The sequence below is a fragment of the Dyadobacter sandarakinus genome (assembly GCF_016894445.1).
Lineage (GTDB): Bacteria > Bacteroidota > Bacteroidia > Cytophagales > Spirosomataceae > Dyadobacter > Dyadobacter sandarakinus.
Map to the genome: position 1 here is coordinate 2,430,673 of NZ_CP056775.1, position 16,455 is coordinate 2,447,127.

At 50.7% G+C, this 16,455-nt stretch carries 15 protein-coding genes; 9 read left to right on the forward strand and 6 right to left on the reverse strand.

The genetic code is table 11. From position 1 onward, the window contains the following. Positions 1 to 182 precede the first annotated feature (182 nt). On the forward strand, positions 183 to 1,319 hold the full coding sequence (locus tag HWI92_RS09790; protein WP_204663219.1) for an MFS transporter: 1,137 nt from the start codon (positions 183 to 185) through the stop codon (positions 1,317 to 1,319). On the opposite strand, the gene HWI92_RS09795 is transcribed toward HWI92_RS09790, so the two are convergent. The 5 genes from HWI92_RS09795 to HWI92_RS09815 all read right to left on the reverse strand — a co-directional run bounded on the left by HWI92_RS09795 (position 1,316) and on the right by HWI92_RS09815 (position 7,004). After that, positions 1,316 to 2,428, reverse strand: coding sequence for a BamA/TamA family outer membrane protein (locus tag HWI92_RS09795; RefSeq protein WP_204663221.1), 1,113 nt, complete (start codon positions 2,426 to 2,428; stop codon positions 1,316 to 1,318). The genes HWI92_RS09790 and HWI92_RS09795 overlap by 4 nt on opposite strands. Before the next feature lie 86 nt (positions 2,429 to 2,514). After that, entirely contained in the window at positions 2,515 to 3,705 is a 1,191-nt protein-coding gene (locus HWI92_RS09800) for an acetyltransferase domain-containing protein (RefSeq protein WP_204663223.1), read from the reverse strand. A gap of 156 nt (positions 3,706 to 3,861) precedes the next feature. Continuing rightward, positions 3,862 to 4,761 (reverse strand): ROK family protein, encoded by a 900-nt coding sequence (locus HWI92_RS09805; protein WP_204663225.1) that lies wholly within the window; start codon positions 4,759 to 4,761, stop codon positions 3,862 to 3,864. A 62-nt stretch (positions 4,762 to 4,823) separates the two neighbouring features. After that, positions 4,824 to 6,068: an L-fucose:H+ symporter permease gene (gene fucP, locus HWI92_RS09810; protein WP_204663227.1), complete on the reverse strand. Its 1,245-nt coding sequence runs from the start codon at positions 6,066 to 6,068 to the stop codon at positions 4,824 to 4,826. A gap of 120 nt (positions 6,069 to 6,188) precedes the next feature. Then, positions 6,189 to 7,004, reverse strand: coding sequence for an alpha/beta hydrolase (locus tag HWI92_RS09815; protein ID WP_204663230.1), 816 nt, complete (start codon positions 7,002 to 7,004; stop codon positions 6,189 to 6,191). Positions 7,005 to 7,217: 213 nt separating this feature from the next. Here HWI92_RS09815 and HWI92_RS09820 point away from each other — a divergent pair, with 213 nt between their 5' ends. The 3 genes from HWI92_RS09820 (at position 7,218) to HWI92_RS09830 (ending at position 8,115) form a co-directional block, all read left to right on the forward strand. Beyond that, positions 7,218 to 7,382 (forward strand): lmo0937 family membrane protein, encoded by a 165-nt coding sequence (locus HWI92_RS09820; protein WP_204663232.1) that lies wholly within the window; start codon positions 7,218 to 7,220, stop codon positions 7,380 to 7,382. Between the two features lie 164 nt (positions 7,383 to 7,546). Then, a complete protein-coding gene (locus tag HWI92_RS09825) occupies positions 7,547 to 7,804 on the forward strand; it encodes a hypothetical protein (protein ID WP_204663234.1) in 258 nt (85 codons plus the stop codon). Between the two features lie 26 nt (positions 7,805 to 7,830). Further along, positions 7,831 to 8,115, forward strand: a complete 285-nt coding sequence (locus tag HWI92_RS09830) for a serpin family protein (protein WP_204663236.1) — start codon at positions 7,831 to 7,833, stop codon at positions 8,113 to 8,115. Position 8,116: 1 nt separating this feature from the next. Here HWI92_RS09830 and HWI92_RS09835 read toward each other — a convergent pair whose 3' ends face one another. Next, a complete protein-coding gene (locus HWI92_RS09835; RefSeq protein ID WP_204663238.1) occupies positions 8,117 to 8,800 on the reverse strand; it encodes an arylesterase in 684 nt (227 codons plus the stop codon). 167 nt (positions 8,801 to 8,967) lie between these two features. On the opposite strand from HWI92_RS09835, the gene HWI92_RS09840 reads away from it, so the two are divergent. From HWI92_RS09840 to HWI92_RS09860, 5 genes are all read left to right on the forward strand, one after another. Next, positions 8,968 to 9,654, forward strand: a complete 687-nt coding sequence (locus HWI92_RS09840) for an ABC transporter ATP-binding protein (protein WP_204663240.1) — start codon at positions 8,968 to 8,970, stop codon at positions 9,652 to 9,654. 8 nt (positions 9,655 to 9,662) lie between these two features. Beyond that, a complete protein-coding gene (locus HWI92_RS09845; protein ID WP_229249249.1) occupies positions 9,663 to 12,206 on the forward strand; it encodes an ABC transporter permease in 2,544 nt (847 codons plus the stop codon). A gap of 49 nt (positions 12,207 to 12,255) precedes the next feature. After that, the gene (locus tag HWI92_RS09850) at positions 12,256 to 12,717 is read left to right on the forward strand and encodes a DUF6932 family protein (RefSeq protein WP_204663242.1); all 462 of its coding nucleotides are present in this window, start codon (positions 12,256 to 12,258) and stop codon (positions 12,715 to 12,717) included. Positions 12,718 to 12,720: 3 nt separating this feature from the next. Then, positions 12,721 to 12,954, forward strand: coding sequence for a hypothetical protein (locus tag HWI92_RS09855; protein WP_204663244.1), 234 nt, complete (start codon positions 12,721 to 12,723; stop codon positions 12,952 to 12,954). A 548-nt stretch (positions 12,955 to 13,502) separates the two neighbouring features. Continuing rightward, positions 13,503 to 16,445: a SusC/RagA family TonB-linked outer membrane protein gene (locus tag HWI92_RS09860; protein ID WP_229249387.1), complete on the forward strand. Its 2,943-nt coding sequence runs from the start codon at positions 13,503 to 13,505 to the stop codon at positions 16,443 to 16,445. Positions 16,446 to 16,455: the final 10 nt, after the last annotated feature.

Here is a 16,455-nt window from a genome sequence, read left to right on the forward strand (position 1 = left end):
TTCTTCCTAACGCAATCCGGCTGCGAGCCAGGCAGGACTCCAAAACAACAATCCCGGCACCTTTGATACATGGTTTTCCAGGGGAATTTCGTGATTGATGGTGATTTTTTCCTGTCAGTTTTGCATGCTATTTACTTTTACCCTTTATTTCAATTATTCAAGCTATTTCCAAGTCTACAATCGTGCAACCTGATCCCCGTATTTCTTCTGCCCGCAGGGCTGTCCTTCTCATTTTTCTGGTTTGCGGAATAGGGTTGTCGAGCTGGGCGCCTATGGTACCATTTGCCAAAATTGCGCTGGGCCTCAGTGAGGCTGACCTGGGTGTTGTGCTGCTCGCACTCGGTGCGGGAGCGATCTTTACCATGCCGCTTACCGGTATTTTGATCAACAAGTATGGAAGCCGCCGCGTGGCTTTATGCGCTGCATTAGTAATCGCAGCCCTGCTTCCGTTGCTGCTGATGGCTTCATCGGCATACCAGCTCGCACTTGCCTTGTTTGTATTTGGGTCAGGCATCGGATCGATTGATGTGGCGATGAATGCGCAGGCAGTACTTGTTCAGGACAAATACGGAAGTCACATCATGTCGTCATTTCATGGCATGTTCAGCCTGGGCGGATTACTGGGATCCATAGGGCTCGGATTCCTGATCAGGGCCGGACTGTCAGCCACGGTGGCGGCGGTCAGCATTTCCGCTGCGCTGATCCTGATCACCCTTACCCAGTACAAACATCTCCTTCCCCGTCACGAAGAAGCCAAAACGGATAGTCATGGCCTCTCGCTGCCGCAGGGACCCACGCTCTGGCTGGGCATTATGTGCTTCATTGTATTCCTGGCAGAAGGCTCCATGCTCGACTGGAGTGCCGTTTTCCTGCAATTCTCACGGGGTTTTGACCCGTCGCTTTCCGGGCTGGGATATGCGTCCTTTTCTGTCGCCATGGCTGCCATGCGGCTCACCGGCGACAAGATCATTCACCAGTTAGGAGCTCCGAAAGTGGTACTGTACGGCATGCTCGTGGCTGGTACAGGATTACTGCTGGCAGTGACTGTTCCCATACCCGCCGCAGCCCTGGCGGGATTTGTGATGGTGGGACTGGGCGCAGCCAATGTAGTACCCGTATTTTTTACAGCTGCCGGGCGGATCCCCAACATTCCCCCTGCCGCTGCGCTTGCAGCAGTCACTACATTGGGTTATGCAGGACAGCTGGCCGGCCCCGCCATGATCGGCTTTATTGCAGACGTAACCTCGCTTTCCATGGCGCTCGGATTGGTAGCGCTGCTCCTTTTTCTGGTCGCATTCGGGTACCGTCACCGCAATTAGAAAGCTTCGCCGGTGAAAAGGTAGAATCCGGGCCCGTCTTCGGTAAAGCCTACGTCCAGCCGCAGGTAAATGTCTTTCTTCCTGAACAACAGGTACCTCAATCCTACCCCGCCCGACGGCCGGATGTGCTTTGCATTGAACCCGGTGATGGTAGGTGCTACTACTGCGCCTCCGGCAAATACGGCCCCACCCAAACGCTGACTGAAGCTGAAAGGCAGCCAGCGATGCTCCACCTGGGCTGCAATCATATTTTTGTCGCGGTACCGGCCGGTATAGTAGCCACGCATGATCATTTCGCCGCCCATCAATGCAAGCTGGTTGAAGGGGACATTACCTGTAAAAAAAAAACCATACACCTGCCATGCAAGCACATTCCTTGTTTTGAGCGGGTGAAATGAGCGCACATCCAGGTTTACGCCCTGAAAGCTGTGATGACTGCCGAAGTCTTTGTCATACCTCAAAAATGATAATTCACCAAAAAAGCCTTTGCGTACATTGAGCACATTGTGTCGGTTGTCGTAAACCAATGCAGCACCCAGTCCGAGGTTGCGCGTACCATTGCTGCCGAGCGGCTCATCATGCACGTAATCCTCGGGCTGATTGAACTGCGTATTATACAACTGCTGATAGTCGACCTCAGGACCAAAGAAAAGGTTTTTGCGGATTCTGCGTAAGATGCGCTGACGTACCAGTATATAGTTGGCATCCACGAGGGCGGGTTCTTTGTCGGGGACATCGGGACCAATGCCGTAGTACATCAGCGGAAATCGCTGAAACCGGACACGCCCCAGGAAAAACCATTTGTCCTGATCACCGTAGATTGCATTGTCCAGCCAGATGCCATACTGGGACTGAAAGGTAAAAAACGTAAAAGCCTGTATCTCGCTCAGCCTGTTAACCGTATCTCCTTTGGCCTGAAAAAGAAAAAGGGACGACAGCCCTACCTCTACACTCGTCTCGGGTGCGTAGCCCAGTGTAGGGTAAATCCGAAAGCTGGGCTTGCCGGGCTCCGTTGTGTCTGAAATTGTTTTTTGTATAAATCGCCGTACCCAGCCGTCCTGTGCATGTGCGCCCGTAGTTGCCAGTCCCGCTATCAGCACGACCAGCATTAACCTGATTTTTTTCAACACCCTGAAAAATGAGAAGTACCGTTTTTTTCAGTCAAACAAAAATCAAGCCATACAGATAATGGGCCTCAGAGGTAGCTCAGCCACCACTTGCGGGTGCGTGCGCGGTAGGCACCAAACCATTTGCACGGAAAGTACAGCACAGCTACCACGAAGATCCAGATCAGGTACACCACGCCCAGCCCGTATCCAAAATCAAACGGCCGGAACTTGAAGAAAAGCTGGTCATCTGTCGCCTGCTCCCAGGTATAACCCGACGAGAGTACAGCCACCATTGTCATCAAATGAATGAGGTAAAAATGCAGCATGAAATAAAAGAACGGCACTTTACCATAGACTGTAAAAAAGCGGGTAATGCCATTTTCCAACTGCTCCGTCAGCGCAAGCGCCACAAGCGCAGGGCCAAGTGTGAGGAGCGTAAAAAGCAACGATGGCGGATATTTGGAAACATTGAGGAAAGAAAACAGCGTACGCTGCCAGCCAGTCTGGTGAGTCCAGGGAACCGGATCGCCGTAAACGTTCAGGTACCGGAGCACAAGGAATAGCAGCAGCATGAATATGCCAAGTGTCAGCAGCAGTCGCCGCCGGGCAGGCGCATACATGCCGGGCTTGTAAACCTGACCAAGCCCGTAACCGGACAGCATGATGCCCGTCCAGGGCAAAATAACATACAGGAATGCAACCGCGGCACCATTTCCCAGCGGAATAAACCTGCCGGCACCGGTCAGGAAAATACCGAGGAGAACATCTGCCATTGAACCTTGCGGGACTTTTACATAATCCAGCAAATTGTGGCTGAAAACAATCAGCAGGCCAATTATCAGTATCGTCCGGGCCGAAAAGAACCTTACAGCTATACCTAGCAGCAGCATACTGGTACCCAATGCCCAGAGCACGGCCAGATAAATGGTTTTGTAAGCAGGATCAAAGGAGAACGCAAACGTCATGAACACAATTTCCGCAACGATCAGCCACAAACCACGCTTGATCAGAAACGAAGCAGTTTCCGAAGTACTGCGCCGCTGTCCTGCCAGGAATGCCGAAATACCGGAAAGCAGCATAAACGAAGGCGCGCAAAAATGGGTGATCCATCGCGTAAAGAACAGTTCGGGTGTGGTAGCAGCGGGTTCGAGCGGATTGGAGGTGAATGCCCCGACATGGAAAAAATCACGTACATGATCGAGCGCCATGATCACCATGATCAGTCCGCGAACCGTATCAACAGACCGGATCCTTGCATTCGTTTCGCTCAGTACCATGCTCGTTAATAAGGGTTTGTTGTCTTTGAAAACTATTCCATAAAAGTGCACCTGCGCATCCATTTACTGCCGCTTACCTACAACCGCTTTGGCCCCAAAAACAAAAGCCGCTCTGTCGGGAGCGGCTTTATCTTTACAGGTATTGATAAGAAATGATCAGAGCAATGCTGCGCCGAATACGCCTGCACTGTCGCCCAGCTTGGGTTTCAGGATGGGGGTGGTACACACGCCCTGGTTAAAAATGTATTTTTTGATCCGCTCGTAGCCGATCGTATAGAGTACGTCCACATTCCCCACGCCACCGCCAATGACGATCAGCCCGGGATCGAGTACGTTGATCAGCGTTGAAATCGCTTTTCCGTAGTATTCAAGCAATCGGTCGATGGTTGCCGTGGCATACTCGTCGGAGCTGTCGTGGTAATGCTGCAAAATGTCTTTCAGGGAAACCTTCCGGCCGCTCACGTGCTCGTAGTACCGTTCCAGCGCAGGTCCTGATATCACCTGCTCCACACACCCGGCCTTACCGCAGTAGCAGGGCTCGCCGCCCTCTTCCAGAATATTGTGGCCCCATTCGCCGCCGATACCGTGATGTCCGGCGATAATCTTGTTATTGACGACCAGTCCGCCACCCACGCCGGTACCCATGATAACCCCAAAAACCACTTCGGCCCGCGGGTAATCCTTGCCGGCACCCATCAGCGCCTCAGCCAGTGCAAAGCAATTGGCATCATTGGCCAGCTGGCAGGGTACGCCCAGTATTTTTTCAAGATCAGCTTTGAGCGGCTTACCGTTCAGGCAGGTTGTGTTGGAATTTTTCATCAGCTGGGTGTCGGGTTCCAGCACGCCGGGGGTGGCAAAACCGATCCTTGCAGGCTGCTCCCCTACCTGTTCCGCCACCTGGTCGATCAGGCGTTTGATCTGCGATATGATATGTTCATATCCTTTAACAGATTCCGTCGGCAGCCGCATTCTCACCACTACTTCCAGATTACGGTCGGGATCCAGGACAGCGCATTCAATCTTCGTCCCTCCCAGGTCAATTCCCCAGAGTTTCATTATTTTATACTAAAAGGATTGGTTAAAAAAGAAAAAAGACCGCCTCAAAGGCGGCCCGTATGTTACTGAACTTTGTAAAACTTGTATCCGAAAAAGAAAATCACCGTGTAGCAGATAATGGGCAGATAGTACGCGGAGGCAACATCATGCTCGGCAACCGCACCCATGGCAAACGGGAAAAACGCACCACCTACAACTCCCATTGAAATGAAGGAAGAAGCCTGCTGCGTATGTGCACCCAGGTTTTTCAGTCCGAGACTAAAAATCGTCGGGAACATGATGCTGAAAAAGAAGTTGAGCATCAGCAGTGCAATGAAAGAAGGCCAGCCCCAGCTTTGCGCGATGATCAGGCACATCACAATATTGCAGGCTGCAAATATCGCCAGGAGCGAATGCGGTGCGATGAAACGCATCAGGAAGGTACCCACAAAACGTCCGGTGAGCATCAGCACAAAGAACAGGATCATGTAATTACCCGCGGTGGCATCTGAAAAACCCATTTTCTCGTGGCCATAATTAATAAAAAATGCCCACGTACCAGCCTGCGCCGCCACATTGAAGAACTGCGCAAGTACCGCCCATTTGAAATGCCGGTGCTCAAAAAGGCCTTTTTCAGGATGCGTGTCAACATTGGCCGAAGCGGCATCTACATTTACGTGAGGGTCAATCAATGCAGGAACCTTGACAAACGAAAACAACACGGCAATGGTAGCGATTACGCTGCCAATCACGATGTAGAGTGTTTTGACGGAAGTGAGGTCGGTACTGCCTTCAACATTGTTTCTCAACAAAAAATAAGATCCTACGGCCGGTCCGATGATGGTACCCAATGCATTAAAAGCCTGGGCAAAATTAATCCGCATATCGCTGGTACGCTGGTCGCCCAGGGATGCCACAAATGGGTGCGCGACGGTTTCGAGCGTGGAAATGCCACAACCCAGAATAAACAAAGCGCCGCCGAAAAACGGAAAGGAAGCCGCCGCTGCCGCAGGTACAAACAGGAACGCGCCCAGTGCAAAAAGCCCCAGCCCGAAAAGCACCCCGTTTTTGTACCCAAACCGCTTCATGAAAAGTCCGGCTGGAATGCCCATCACGCCATAGGCCCCAAAAATGGCAAACTGCACGAATGCAGACTGAGTTTTGGTCAGACTCAGTACATGCTGAAAATGCTTGTTAAGTACATCTCCCATGGTAATGGCAATTCCCCAGAACATGAAAAGAGAGGTGACGAAGACGAGTGTAACGAGGTATTTTTTGTCTGTAAATCGGGGAGCGGTGACAGTACCGGGAGGTGGGAAGTTGCTCATTTAGCTGAATAATAAAAATAAATATAAGGTCAGGTCTATTTTTAACAAATGTAAACCAGAGAAATGTAAAATCGGTATGGGCCCAAACATTTTCACGCGGGCCGCAATGTGCGCGTAAACTTACTTCCGGCTAAAAAACTCACTCATAAAAAGCAGCTGGTACTTGACTGCATTGTTCCAGTACGGCCAGTTGTGGGCACCGGGACGTGTCACATAGTCATGCTGAATGCCGCGGTACAGCAGTTCTTCATGCAGTTTTTCATTGACTTTGAAGAAAAAATCCTCGGTCCCGCAATCAATCATGAGTGCCAGGGCATTGGGCGTAAGCAGGTGCAGCATGTTGATGACTGTGTTACGTTCCCAGCGCTCAGGCTGCTCGGCGTAGGTACCGAGCCTTTTGGCCATGTCCCAGTTGTTGGGATAAGGTCTGATATCCACTCCCCCGCTCATGCTGCCCGCCGCGCCGAAAATGTCCTGGTGACGCATGGCAAGGTACAATGCCCCGTGCCCGCCCATGCTCAGCCCGGTAATCGCGCGGCCTTTGCGGTCTTTGATCGTCTTGTATTTACTGTCTATCCAGCGCACGAGCTCTCCGGACAAATAGGTCTCGTATTTCCACTGATTATCCGCCGGGCTGTCCCAGTACCAGCTTCCGAATCCGCCGTCCGGGCACACGATCATCATCTGGTAACGGTCTGCGGCACTCTTAAAATCGTTTGCTTTGGTAATCCAGTCGGCATAGTTGCCGCTGTACCCGTGCAGGAGGTACACCACGGGCATGGCACTGGCCGTATTGTAGTTATCGGGTCTGACGACCACTGCCTTGATCGACTTTTTCATGGCATTGCTGTACGTCTCAACGGTATCAACGATGGCGGCCTGGGCCAGCAGGGAACAGGAAATCAGGAAGCTCAGGCATAGAACTGCTTTTTTCATAAACGGAATGGGTATTGAGGGCCTGTACCAGCAAAGTGGCCAGGCGGGTTTGAGATAATTTTTCTACAACTTAAACCTTTTGTCATGATGCAGCCAAAACACTTTGTAGAATCCGCACGCTTGCAGCATGCTGAAGCTCCTTTGACAGGGCTGGCATTCTAATTGATAGTATCATCGATATTATTAATCCTGCTAACTCAAAAAAACAAGACAATGGGAAATCTCCTGTACACCATCGCCGTCATTCTGGTTATTCTTTGGTTGATCGGCTACTTTGGTTTTGCCAGCTTCGGCCTGGGCAACGTTATCCATATTCTTCTGGTGATCGCCGTGATTGCGATTATCCTCCGTGTGATCCGCGGCGACAGGGTCGTGTAGTACACATTGTAAGGTCGTGCAAACAGGCAGGACCGCAGGGTTTAAAGAATTACCTTATCCATCGTGATCATCTGACAGGCAGCCCCGAAAAGGCTGCCTGTTTTGCTTATTGGCATAATGTTTTTTCACAAGTATTGTAAAAAGGAGCTAAAAAACGAGGCACTATGACGGAGCACACGGAAGATTACGACATGCCGACGATGGTCAATGCGGCATTTACCGATAAGGAGAAGGCCCAGCTTGCATTTGATGAGCTTACTTACAGGGGTTATGAAGAATCAGAAACCAGCTATAAGGCCGACGGCACCAGCATCATCCTTTCGTTTACACCCCGCACGGTGGAAGACAGGCTGGAAGTTGTAACTGCCTGGGTTGAACTCGGCGCCCAGCTTCTTCATGGAAACGAAAATTATACCGCCTAACCCGGCACGACGCCTCAGCAGCAGCGATGACGCACGAAAAAATTTTTAAACGCAAGGACGGAAGTCAGGTAAAAGTAAGTGTCTGGTTATATGTTCATCAGGCCCAGGCCAACTGGGGTTATGTCATTCTGGTTCAGGAAGCGGATTCTGACCGCTGGTTTGATCCTTTCAGTGACAAGGATTACATCATGCGCATTATGACTCCGAAATTTGAAGACGGCCTCAAAATGGACACTTTTGATAATTACGTGACACCTAAAGAGATCCTGCAAACCAAAATGGAGCTCTGGGAGCGGATCAGGCCTTCGTGAGTCAGAGCAGGTCCTTGATGATCACCCATACGTTTTCGGCCAGGATGCGGTGACCTTCGGCAGTAGGGTGAATGCCGTCGGGCTGGTTGAGCTTTGACTCGCCTCCTACCCCTTCCAGCAGAAACGGGATCAGTTTGACATTATTTTCCTTGGCCAGCGCTGCATAAACCTGCCTGAAGTCCGATGCATACTGTTGTCCCATATTGGGCGGTATCTGCATTCCGGCCAGTACGATCTGGGCTGCGGGGTACTTGGCTTTTACCTTGTCCATGATCGCCTGAAGGTTTTTCCTCGTTTCTGAAACTGGTATCCCGCGCAGTCCGTCATTTCCGCCCAGTTCGAGCACAAAAATGTCCAGTGGCTGTTTCAGCAGCCAGTCGATCCGGCCGTTGCCGCCGGCGGTAGTCTCACCGCTCACACCGGCATTGATCACCTTGTAATTCAACTTTAATGAGTCAATGCGCTTCTGGATCAGCCCGGCAAATCCCAGCGATGGATCATCCAAACCGTAGGCGGCCGTCAGGCTGTTTCCAAAAAAAACTATCGTCTTCTTTTTGGCCGGCGGCGCGGCGGCTGCAGCAGCCGTATCTGCCTTTGCTTCCGAGGCATTTTTTTCTTTTGTGTTACAGGAAATCAGCCCGGCAACCAGTGTGAATATCATAGCCAGGTTTGCAAATCGGTTCATATCTTTAAAAATCTTTACTTGGAACAATTCTTTGACTCCGGCCGGAACGACCATTCATTTTGTATAAACCACCACTTACCTATATTTTCTGGTAACCCGGGCCAAAAAACCTCCAATTTAGTTAAAGGCTCCCAGGCCACTTTTCGCATTCAAATACAGCACCATTAATGGATACCATACTCGATCTGCAGCAAGTAAGTAAAATTTATAAAAGTGGCAACCGCTCCCTGACCGTTCTTGACGATATTAATTTTTCGATACCCGCCGGCTCCACCATGTCGATCGTGGGCCCGTCGGGCAGCGGCAAAACAACATTGCTGGGCTTATGCGCCGGCCTCGACCGGGCTACTTCCGGGACGGTGGCATTGCATGGCACCCGCCTCAATGGTCTCAGCGAAGACCAGCTGGCGGCAGTACGCAACCAGTACGTAGGATTTATTTTTCAGAACTTTCAGCTGCTGCCCACGCTTACAGCCCTTGAAAATGTGATGGTACCGCTCGAACTCCGGGGCGAAAAAAACATCAGACCGCGCGCACTCGACCTCCTCGACAAAGTAGGACTGGCCGAGCGGAGCCACCACTACCCTACCCAGCTCAGCGGGGGCGAGCAGCAACGGGTGTCGCTGGCGCGCGCATTTTCCAATGAGCCGCGCATATTGTTTGCAGACGAACCTACCGGCAACCTCGATGCCGATACCAGCGTGAAGGTGGTTAAACTTTTATTTGACCTCAATAAAGAAGCAGGCACTACCCTCGTGCTGGTAACACACGACCTCGAACTGGCTGCCCGAACGCAGCGCATTGTCCGCATCAAAGGCGGAAAGCTTACCTCCGACGAGCTCAACAACATCTGACCTGCAACATGGAAAATCAACGTTTTGACCTCGCGTGGCTGTTCCGTATGGCCTGGCGTGACAGCCGCAAAAACCGCTCGCGCCTGCTTCTTTTCATCTCTTCCATCATCCTGGGAATTGCGGCGCTGGTAGGCATCTACTCGCTGGGCGACAACCTGCGCGAGAATATCGACGAGCAGGCAGCGAGCCTCATCGGGGCAGACCTTTCCTTGTACGGCGGCAAGCCCATTGAAGGCAAGGCAAAGGAGCTGGTGGATTCTCTTGGAGGGATTCGTTCCGAGGAGCGCAGTTTTGCGTCCATGGTGTATTTTATCAAAAACGGCGGCAACAGGCTGGCACAGGTCAAGGCACTATCCGGAGGCTACCCTTACTATGGCAAGTTGGAAACTGTGCCGGTGGAGGCTGAAAAAACCTTTCGTACCGGACAGGATGCACTCGTAGACCAAACCCTCATGCTCCAATACGGTGCCAGGGTGGGCGACTCCATCCGCATTGGTGAGGTGAAGTTTGCAATCGCAGGAATTTTAGAAAAAGCGCCGGGATCCACGGGAATTACGAGTACGGTGGCCCCCGCCATTTACATTCCTATGAAGTACCTCGCACAAACAGGTTTGATGCAAAAAGGCAGCCGTGTAGGTTACAGGTACTATTTCAAGTTTCCTGCAAAAACCGATGTGGAAGCGCTAGTGAAAAACCTGGAACCGCGCTTTGAAACCTATGACCTCGACTATAAAACGGTAGCTTCCCAGAAACAGGACACCGGCAAGTCGTTTGATGACCTTACGCGCTTTCTGTCGCTGGTCGGTTTCATTGCATTGCTGCTCGGATGCATAGGTGTGGCCAGTGCAGTGCATATTTATGTAAAAGAAAAACTCAACTCAATCGCCATTCTCCGCTGCCTGGGCGTGAAAGAAACCCAGGCTTTTATGATTTACCTGATCCAGATAGCGGGCATCGGGCTACTGGGTACGCTGATAGGGACGGCGCTGGGAGCAGTCATCCAGCATTTCCTGCCGGTTGTGATCAGAGACTTTCTTCCATTTGAGCTGAATACGCACATTTCCTGGCCTGCAATCGGACAGGGAATCGTCATCGGGCTGCTGATCTCGGTGCTCTTTGCTTTGCCACCGCTGGTTGCAATCCGCAAGGTATCCCCATTGAACGTATTGCGTGTATCAACGGAAGATGACACCACCGGCAAAGATCCGCTCACCTGGACACTGTATGGTCTCATCATCCTGTTCATTTTTGGTTTTTCAAGACTGCAGATGGGCACCTGGCTGGAAGCCGTGGTTTTCACAGTCAGCATCCTGGCTGCATTCCTGATCCTGTTTGGGATCGCTAAACTGCTTATGTACCTCGTGCGGCGGTTTTTCCCGGTTTCATGGAGCTATCTGTGGCGTCAGGGACTGGCCAACCTTTACCGTCCCAACAACCAGACGGGCATCCTCATCGTGTCCATCGGCCTGGGTACTGCACTGGTATGTACCCTTTTTCTGGTACAGGAAATCCTGATCGACAGGGTAAACCTGTCGTCGAGCGGCAACCAGCCCAACATTGTACTTTTTGACATACAAGGCGGCCAGAAAGAAGCGGTACTGGCGATTGCCAAAGCGCAGCGTATCCCCGTAAACCAGAATGTACCCATCGTAAATATGCGTCTCGAGGCGGTCAATGGCCGTACCGCCTCGGACTTTGAAGCCGATACCAGTGCCGGACAATCCAGGCGGATATTTGGCCGGGAGTACCGCGTTACCTTCCGCGATTCACTTTCGTCTACGGAGAAGCTGAGCAAGGGTCAATGGGTAGGAAAATATACCGGTAATGCTCAACCAGTCCCGATTTCCCTGGAAAAAGGCTTTGCCGAACGCAGCCGGCTGGAACTTGGCGATACGATGATGTTCAACGTACAGGGTACCCTTATGCCTACTGTCGTAACAAGCATCCGGGACGTGAACTGGGGCGAAGTACAAACCAATTTTCTTGTCATTTTTCCAACTGGGGTGCTCGAAGAGGCGCCGCAGTTTCATGTCATGCTCACCCACGTTCCGGACGCACAGGCATCCGCGCGTTTTCAGACGGAAATTGTACGGCGATTTCCAAACATTTCCATCATCGACCTTGCCCTTGTGCTGAAAGTACTGGATGATATTTTTGGTAAAATCGGCTTTGTGATCCGCTTCATGGCCGGTTTCAGCATTCTTACCGGGCTGATCGTACTCATCGCGTCGGTACTGACGAGCAAATACCAGCGTCTGCAGGAGAGTGTTCTGCTGAGAACATTAGGCGCCAGCCGCCGGCAGATATTTGCCATTACATCCATGGAGTACTTTTTCCTGGGGGCGCTGGCTGCATTTACGGGCATCCTGCTGGCACTGGTGGGGAGCTGGCTGCTGGCAGTGTTCAGCTTCAAGACCGACTTCCACCCTGATCTGCTTCCGATATTGGGCATATTCCTGTTTGTAACATGCACTACCGTCCTCATCGGGCTCATCAACAGCCGCGGCATCCTTTCCCGCCCTCCGCTGGAAGTGCTTCGGCAGGATGTGTAGGATCCTTGTTATTTATTTATATTAGACCTCCAAATCAAACATCGCACACTTGGAATTTGATATTAAGGGCAATTTGATGCCCTATGAAATTATCTATACGGATCTGGCTACGTTCAAGAGGGAACTGGTCGATGCATTTCCTCATTCCAGGACTAGACAGCATATCTTCCAAAACTTTGCCGGCTATATAGAAAAGCTTACTGCGCTGATTGGGACGGACTTTTACCAGTGGATAGATGGGAGCTTTGTGACCAGAAAATTAGACCCGCGTGACATTGATGTCGTTACCTTTGTTGATGCTGATGTTTATAACAAATGCGAGCAGGGTATTCAGCTGCTGAGAGATTATAACCGTGATCATCAAACAGGTTTGGATGAATACTTTGTAAAACATTATCCTGAACTTCACCGTAAGAATGTTCTTTACCAAATGGATATTGTTCAATGGTATACGCAATTTTGCACGTCCCGAACCGGAGCACGCAAGGGCTTTATACAACTAAATTACTAAGTTATGGACAAACAGATCTTTGAAGAACTGCAAGAATGGGGAGCACGGGTATCCCGCCTTGTCCAGCTTATGGCACTCACAAATAAGACTTTACAATTGCATCGTGAGCTGGATGATACGCCCTCCCAGATCAAGCAATATGAACGCCTGCTTGCTGAACACCAGCACGAACTGGATACGTTGTTGCAGACACATGGATTAACGCTGAAGATTCTGCCGCCTGATCATGCGGCATAGCATCCGGCATGGCTGTTTTTTGCTAATGCCACGCTTTTTCGGCTACCAGACTATTATAAATCCTGACGCACCCAGATCCATTTTTAACAATTCCTTAAAACAAAATCCTTTCTTCCTTCTTCCAAATTGTCCGACTTTTGGGAGCGGAATGCGTTTTGAGCGTGTACCGGCAGGCACCATTTGCATGATTACTTCTGACGATCCCTTGCTCCACCTTAGCCTTACAGGTTTAATCCTGTATTATCCCCTTATTTTTTCAAACGTTTGCACACAATTTCAAACGTTTGCATAATACTTACCTAAACTTGCAATTATTTATTTTAAAAATACAATTTGTATTCTTGTATGGGTGTGTCTGATGCCCTGCCCTTCTTATTGCTTTTATTTTTTATGTTTAATCCAACCATCCAATTATGGGAAAATCTTCGACCCTGAAAATCGGTAACGGAGCTTTGCGAAACGGGATGATGCACGCCATGTTTGCCTGCTGTATCCCCGGCCTTTGTGCCGCCAGCCAACCGCTTGCATCCGGCCGCACCAGGCCGTCCATGCAGATCACCAAAGAAATTACGCTTACCGGAAAAGTCGTAACTGATGGTACGGCCGACGGCCTTCCTGGCGTAACTGTCGTAATTTCAGAAGCAAATGGTGCCAACAAACAGGGGGCAACCACCAATGAGTCAGGCACATTCACGTTTTCCAACCTGCAAACCGGAACGCGTTATAACCTGGAATTCAGCTATATCGGCTATGAAAAACAAACCCTGGCCGATTTCCTGCTGACCGAGTCCAACAACAGCTCCATTGAAATCAAACTAAAAGAATCCGCCTCCAACCTGGGCGAAGTAGTAGTGGTAGGCTACGGCAGTACTACCAAAAAAGACATTACAGGTTCTGTCAAATCCCTTAAAAGTGCGGAGTTCAATGCCGGTATCATCAACTCACCCGAGCAATTATTGCAGGGTAAAGTGTCCGGAGTGAACGTGACCTCGGCTACCGGCGAGCCCGGCGGTAAAACCAACATCACCGTGCGTGGTCCTGGCGGCGTGCGTACAGGCAGTACGCCCCTATTTGTGGTGGACGGACTGGCTCTGGACAACAGCAGCACGGGAGGCGACGTCAACCCGCTCAACTTCCTGAATCCGCAGGATATTGAATCGATCGACGTGCTGAAAGATGCTTCTGCCACGGCCATTTATGGTGCACGCGGTGCCAATGGCGTCATCCTGATTACCACCAAGAAAGGAAAATCAGGCCAGGCAAGCGTGACGTACTCGGGAAGCCTCGCACTGTCGACCCTGGCACGTCCGCTGGATGTACTTTCAGGGCCTGAATTTCTGGCAGAATCAGCCAAGCTCGGCGCGCCCGTCATCGACGGCAAGGCGGACACCGACTGGCAGAAGGAGATTTCGCGTACGGCTACCACGCATAACCACAATATTTCCATTGGCGGTGGTACTGAAAAAATGACCTACTATGCTTCGTTCGGTGCGCAGAAGCAGCAAGGCGTACTCAAAGGCAGCCAGCAGGATCGCTATACAGGCCGCGTTAACCTGTCGCAGAAGTTGTTTGAGGACCGTGTAACGCTGGATGTAAACCTGAACGCGACCAACACCAAAAATCAACGCCCGAACATTCAGGGTATGATCGGCAGTGCGCTGACCATCAACCCCACCTACGCGCCCTATGACCAAAACGGGCAGCTTGTTCAGTATCAGGATTTCACGAACCCTTTGTTTACGCTGCGGCAATACAAGGAGCTCCTGACAACCAACCGGGTGCTTGCCAGCATTTCCCCCTCTGTCAAGATCATTGAAGGGTTGGTTTACAAGCTGAACTTTGGTCTGGACAACTCCACGGCTACCCAGGACCGGCAGACTTTGCCCAGCACCATACCTGCTGAGGTAGGACGTCTGGAAAATTATGGTTTGCGCAATACCAACAAGCTGATCGAAAACTACCTTACCTACACGCTGAACAACAAGACCCACAGTTTCAACGCATTGATAGGGCACTCGTACCAGCATATTTTCCTTCAGAGCAGAAATTTCAGCATTAACAAATTTCCAATTTCCGACATTGAGCCCATATACAACCCGGGTCTCGGACAGGATCTTTCGCTCGTACTGAACCAGCCGGGCGGCTTTGCCACAATCAATGAGCTGCAATCGTTTTTTGGACGTTTGAATTATGGTTTCAAGGATAAATACCTGGTAACTGCGACTTTGCGGGTGGATGGTTCTTCCAAATTCGGTACCAACAACAAGTACGGCTCATTCCCGTCGTTCTCTGTCGGCTGGCGCATTTCGGAAGAGTCTTTCATGAAATCTTCCCCATTCTCGGAACTGAAACTCCGCGCCGGATGGGGATCAACGGGTAACCAGGAAATCCCGTCAAAAATCACACAGGCAAGGTTTACCTCAGTGGTATCCGGAACCACCAGCTACCCGCTCAGCGGATCCGGGACTTACCCTGCAGGTACTACCAACACCCGTCTGGCCAACCCCGATATCCAGTGGGAGGTTTCCAAACAGACCGACCTGGGTCTCGATTTCGGATTGTTCAAAGGTGCATTGAGCGGTGAGATTGATTATTTCAGAAAAACATCGGAGAAAATCCTGCTCGAAGTAATTCCTGCGGATCCCGTGCAGCCGGCAGGTACTTTCTGGACCAATGTACCCAATATGCGCATTATCAACCAGGGCCTGGAACTGGACCTGAATTACCGTAATGCATTGGAAAACGGCCTTCGGTACTCCATTGCAGGAAATATTACTTTTATCAAAAATGAAGTAAAAAACTCGCCCTACTCGGTCATTCCTTCGGGTTCAGCCCAGGGTTCGGGTTTAACTTCGGCGACGATCAACGGCTACCTCAACAACCAGCCGATCGGCACATTTTTCCTGAAAGAGTTTACAGGTTTTGATGAAAATGGTATCAGTACTTTCCGCGATGTAGACGGAGACGGTATTATCACCGACAAAGACCGCGTGGCTGCGGGTACCGCATTGCCGACCCGCATGTACAATTTCAGCGGAAACATCAACTACAAAGCGTTCGACCTGACGGCCAACTTCAATGGTGTGGCGGGAAACAAGGTGTACGACAATACAGCCAACTCCAACTTTTACAAACTGAAACTGTCGAAAGGTGTGAATGTAACGCGGGAAGCATTTGCCGATGCCGCTGAGTCTGTCAACAACTCGGCGCCTGTATCGACCCGGTACCTGAAAAACGGTTCTTTCCTGAGGCTGAACAATCTTGTGCTGGGCTATAACCTCAATACCTCGAAACTTGGCATCAACAGGTGGATACAAACCGCGCGCATTTCAGTAACCGGCCAGAACCTGATCGTCTGGACAAAGTATAACGGCTACGATCCGGAGGTAAATAACGACCGCTCGGTAAACGGAATTACTTCCTATGGTATCGACTACCTGAGTTATCCCAAAGCAAAAACGGTCATTTTTGCGATCAACCTCGGCTTTTAATTTTTGTATC

Excerpts from the sequence above, each read along its gene's own strand:
- HWI92_RS09825 (WP_204663234.1), top strand. The coding sequence starts at position 7,547 with ATGACGGAGCACACGGAAGATTACGACATGCCGACGATGGTCAATGCG.
- HWI92_RS09805 (WP_204663225.1), bottom strand. The coding sequence starts at position 4,761 with ATGAAACTCTGGGGAATTGACCTGGGAGGGACGAAGATTGAATGCGCT.
- HWI92_RS09830 (WP_204663236.1), top strand. The coding sequence starts at position 7,831 with ATGACGCACGAAAAAATTTTTAAACGCAAGGACGGAAGTCAGGTAAAA.
- HWI92_RS09845 (WP_229249249.1), top strand. The coding sequence starts at position 9,663 with ATGGAAAATCAACGTTTTGACCTCGCGTGGCTGTTCCGTATGGCCTGG.
- HWI92_RS09795 (WP_204663221.1), bottom strand. The coding sequence starts at position 2,428 with ATGCTGGTCGTGCTGATAGCGGGACTGGCAACTACGGGCGCACATGCA.
- HWI92_RS09815 (WP_204663230.1), bottom strand. The coding sequence starts at position 7,004 with ATGAAAAAAGCAGTTCTATGCCTGAGCTTCCTGATTTCCTGTTCCCTG.
- HWI92_RS09855 (WP_204663244.1), top strand. The coding sequence starts at position 12,721 with ATGGACAAACAGATCTTTGAAGAACTGCAAGAATGGGGAGCACGGGTA.
- HWI92_RS09820 (WP_204663232.1), top strand. The coding sequence starts at position 7,218 with ATGGGAAATCTCCTGTACACCATCGCCGTCATTCTGGTTATTCTTTGG.
- HWI92_RS09860 (WP_229249387.1), top strand. The coding sequence starts at position 13,503 with ATGCAGATCACCAAAGAAATTACGCTTACCGGAAAAGTCGTAACTGAT.
- fucP (WP_204663227.1), bottom strand. The coding sequence starts at position 6,068 with ATGAGCAACTTCCCACCTCCCGGTACTGTCACCGCTCCCCGATTTACA.
- HWI92_RS09800 (WP_204663223.1), bottom strand. The coding sequence starts at position 3,705 with ATGGTACTGAGCGAAACGAATGCAAGGATCCGGTCTGTTGATACGGTT.
- HWI92_RS09835 (WP_204663238.1), bottom strand. The coding sequence starts at position 8,800 with ATGAACCGATTTGCAAACCTGGCTATGATATTCACACTGGTTGCCGGG.
- HWI92_RS09840 (WP_204663240.1), top strand. The coding sequence starts at position 8,968 with ATGGATACCATACTCGATCTGCAGCAAGTAAGTAAAATTTATAAAAGT.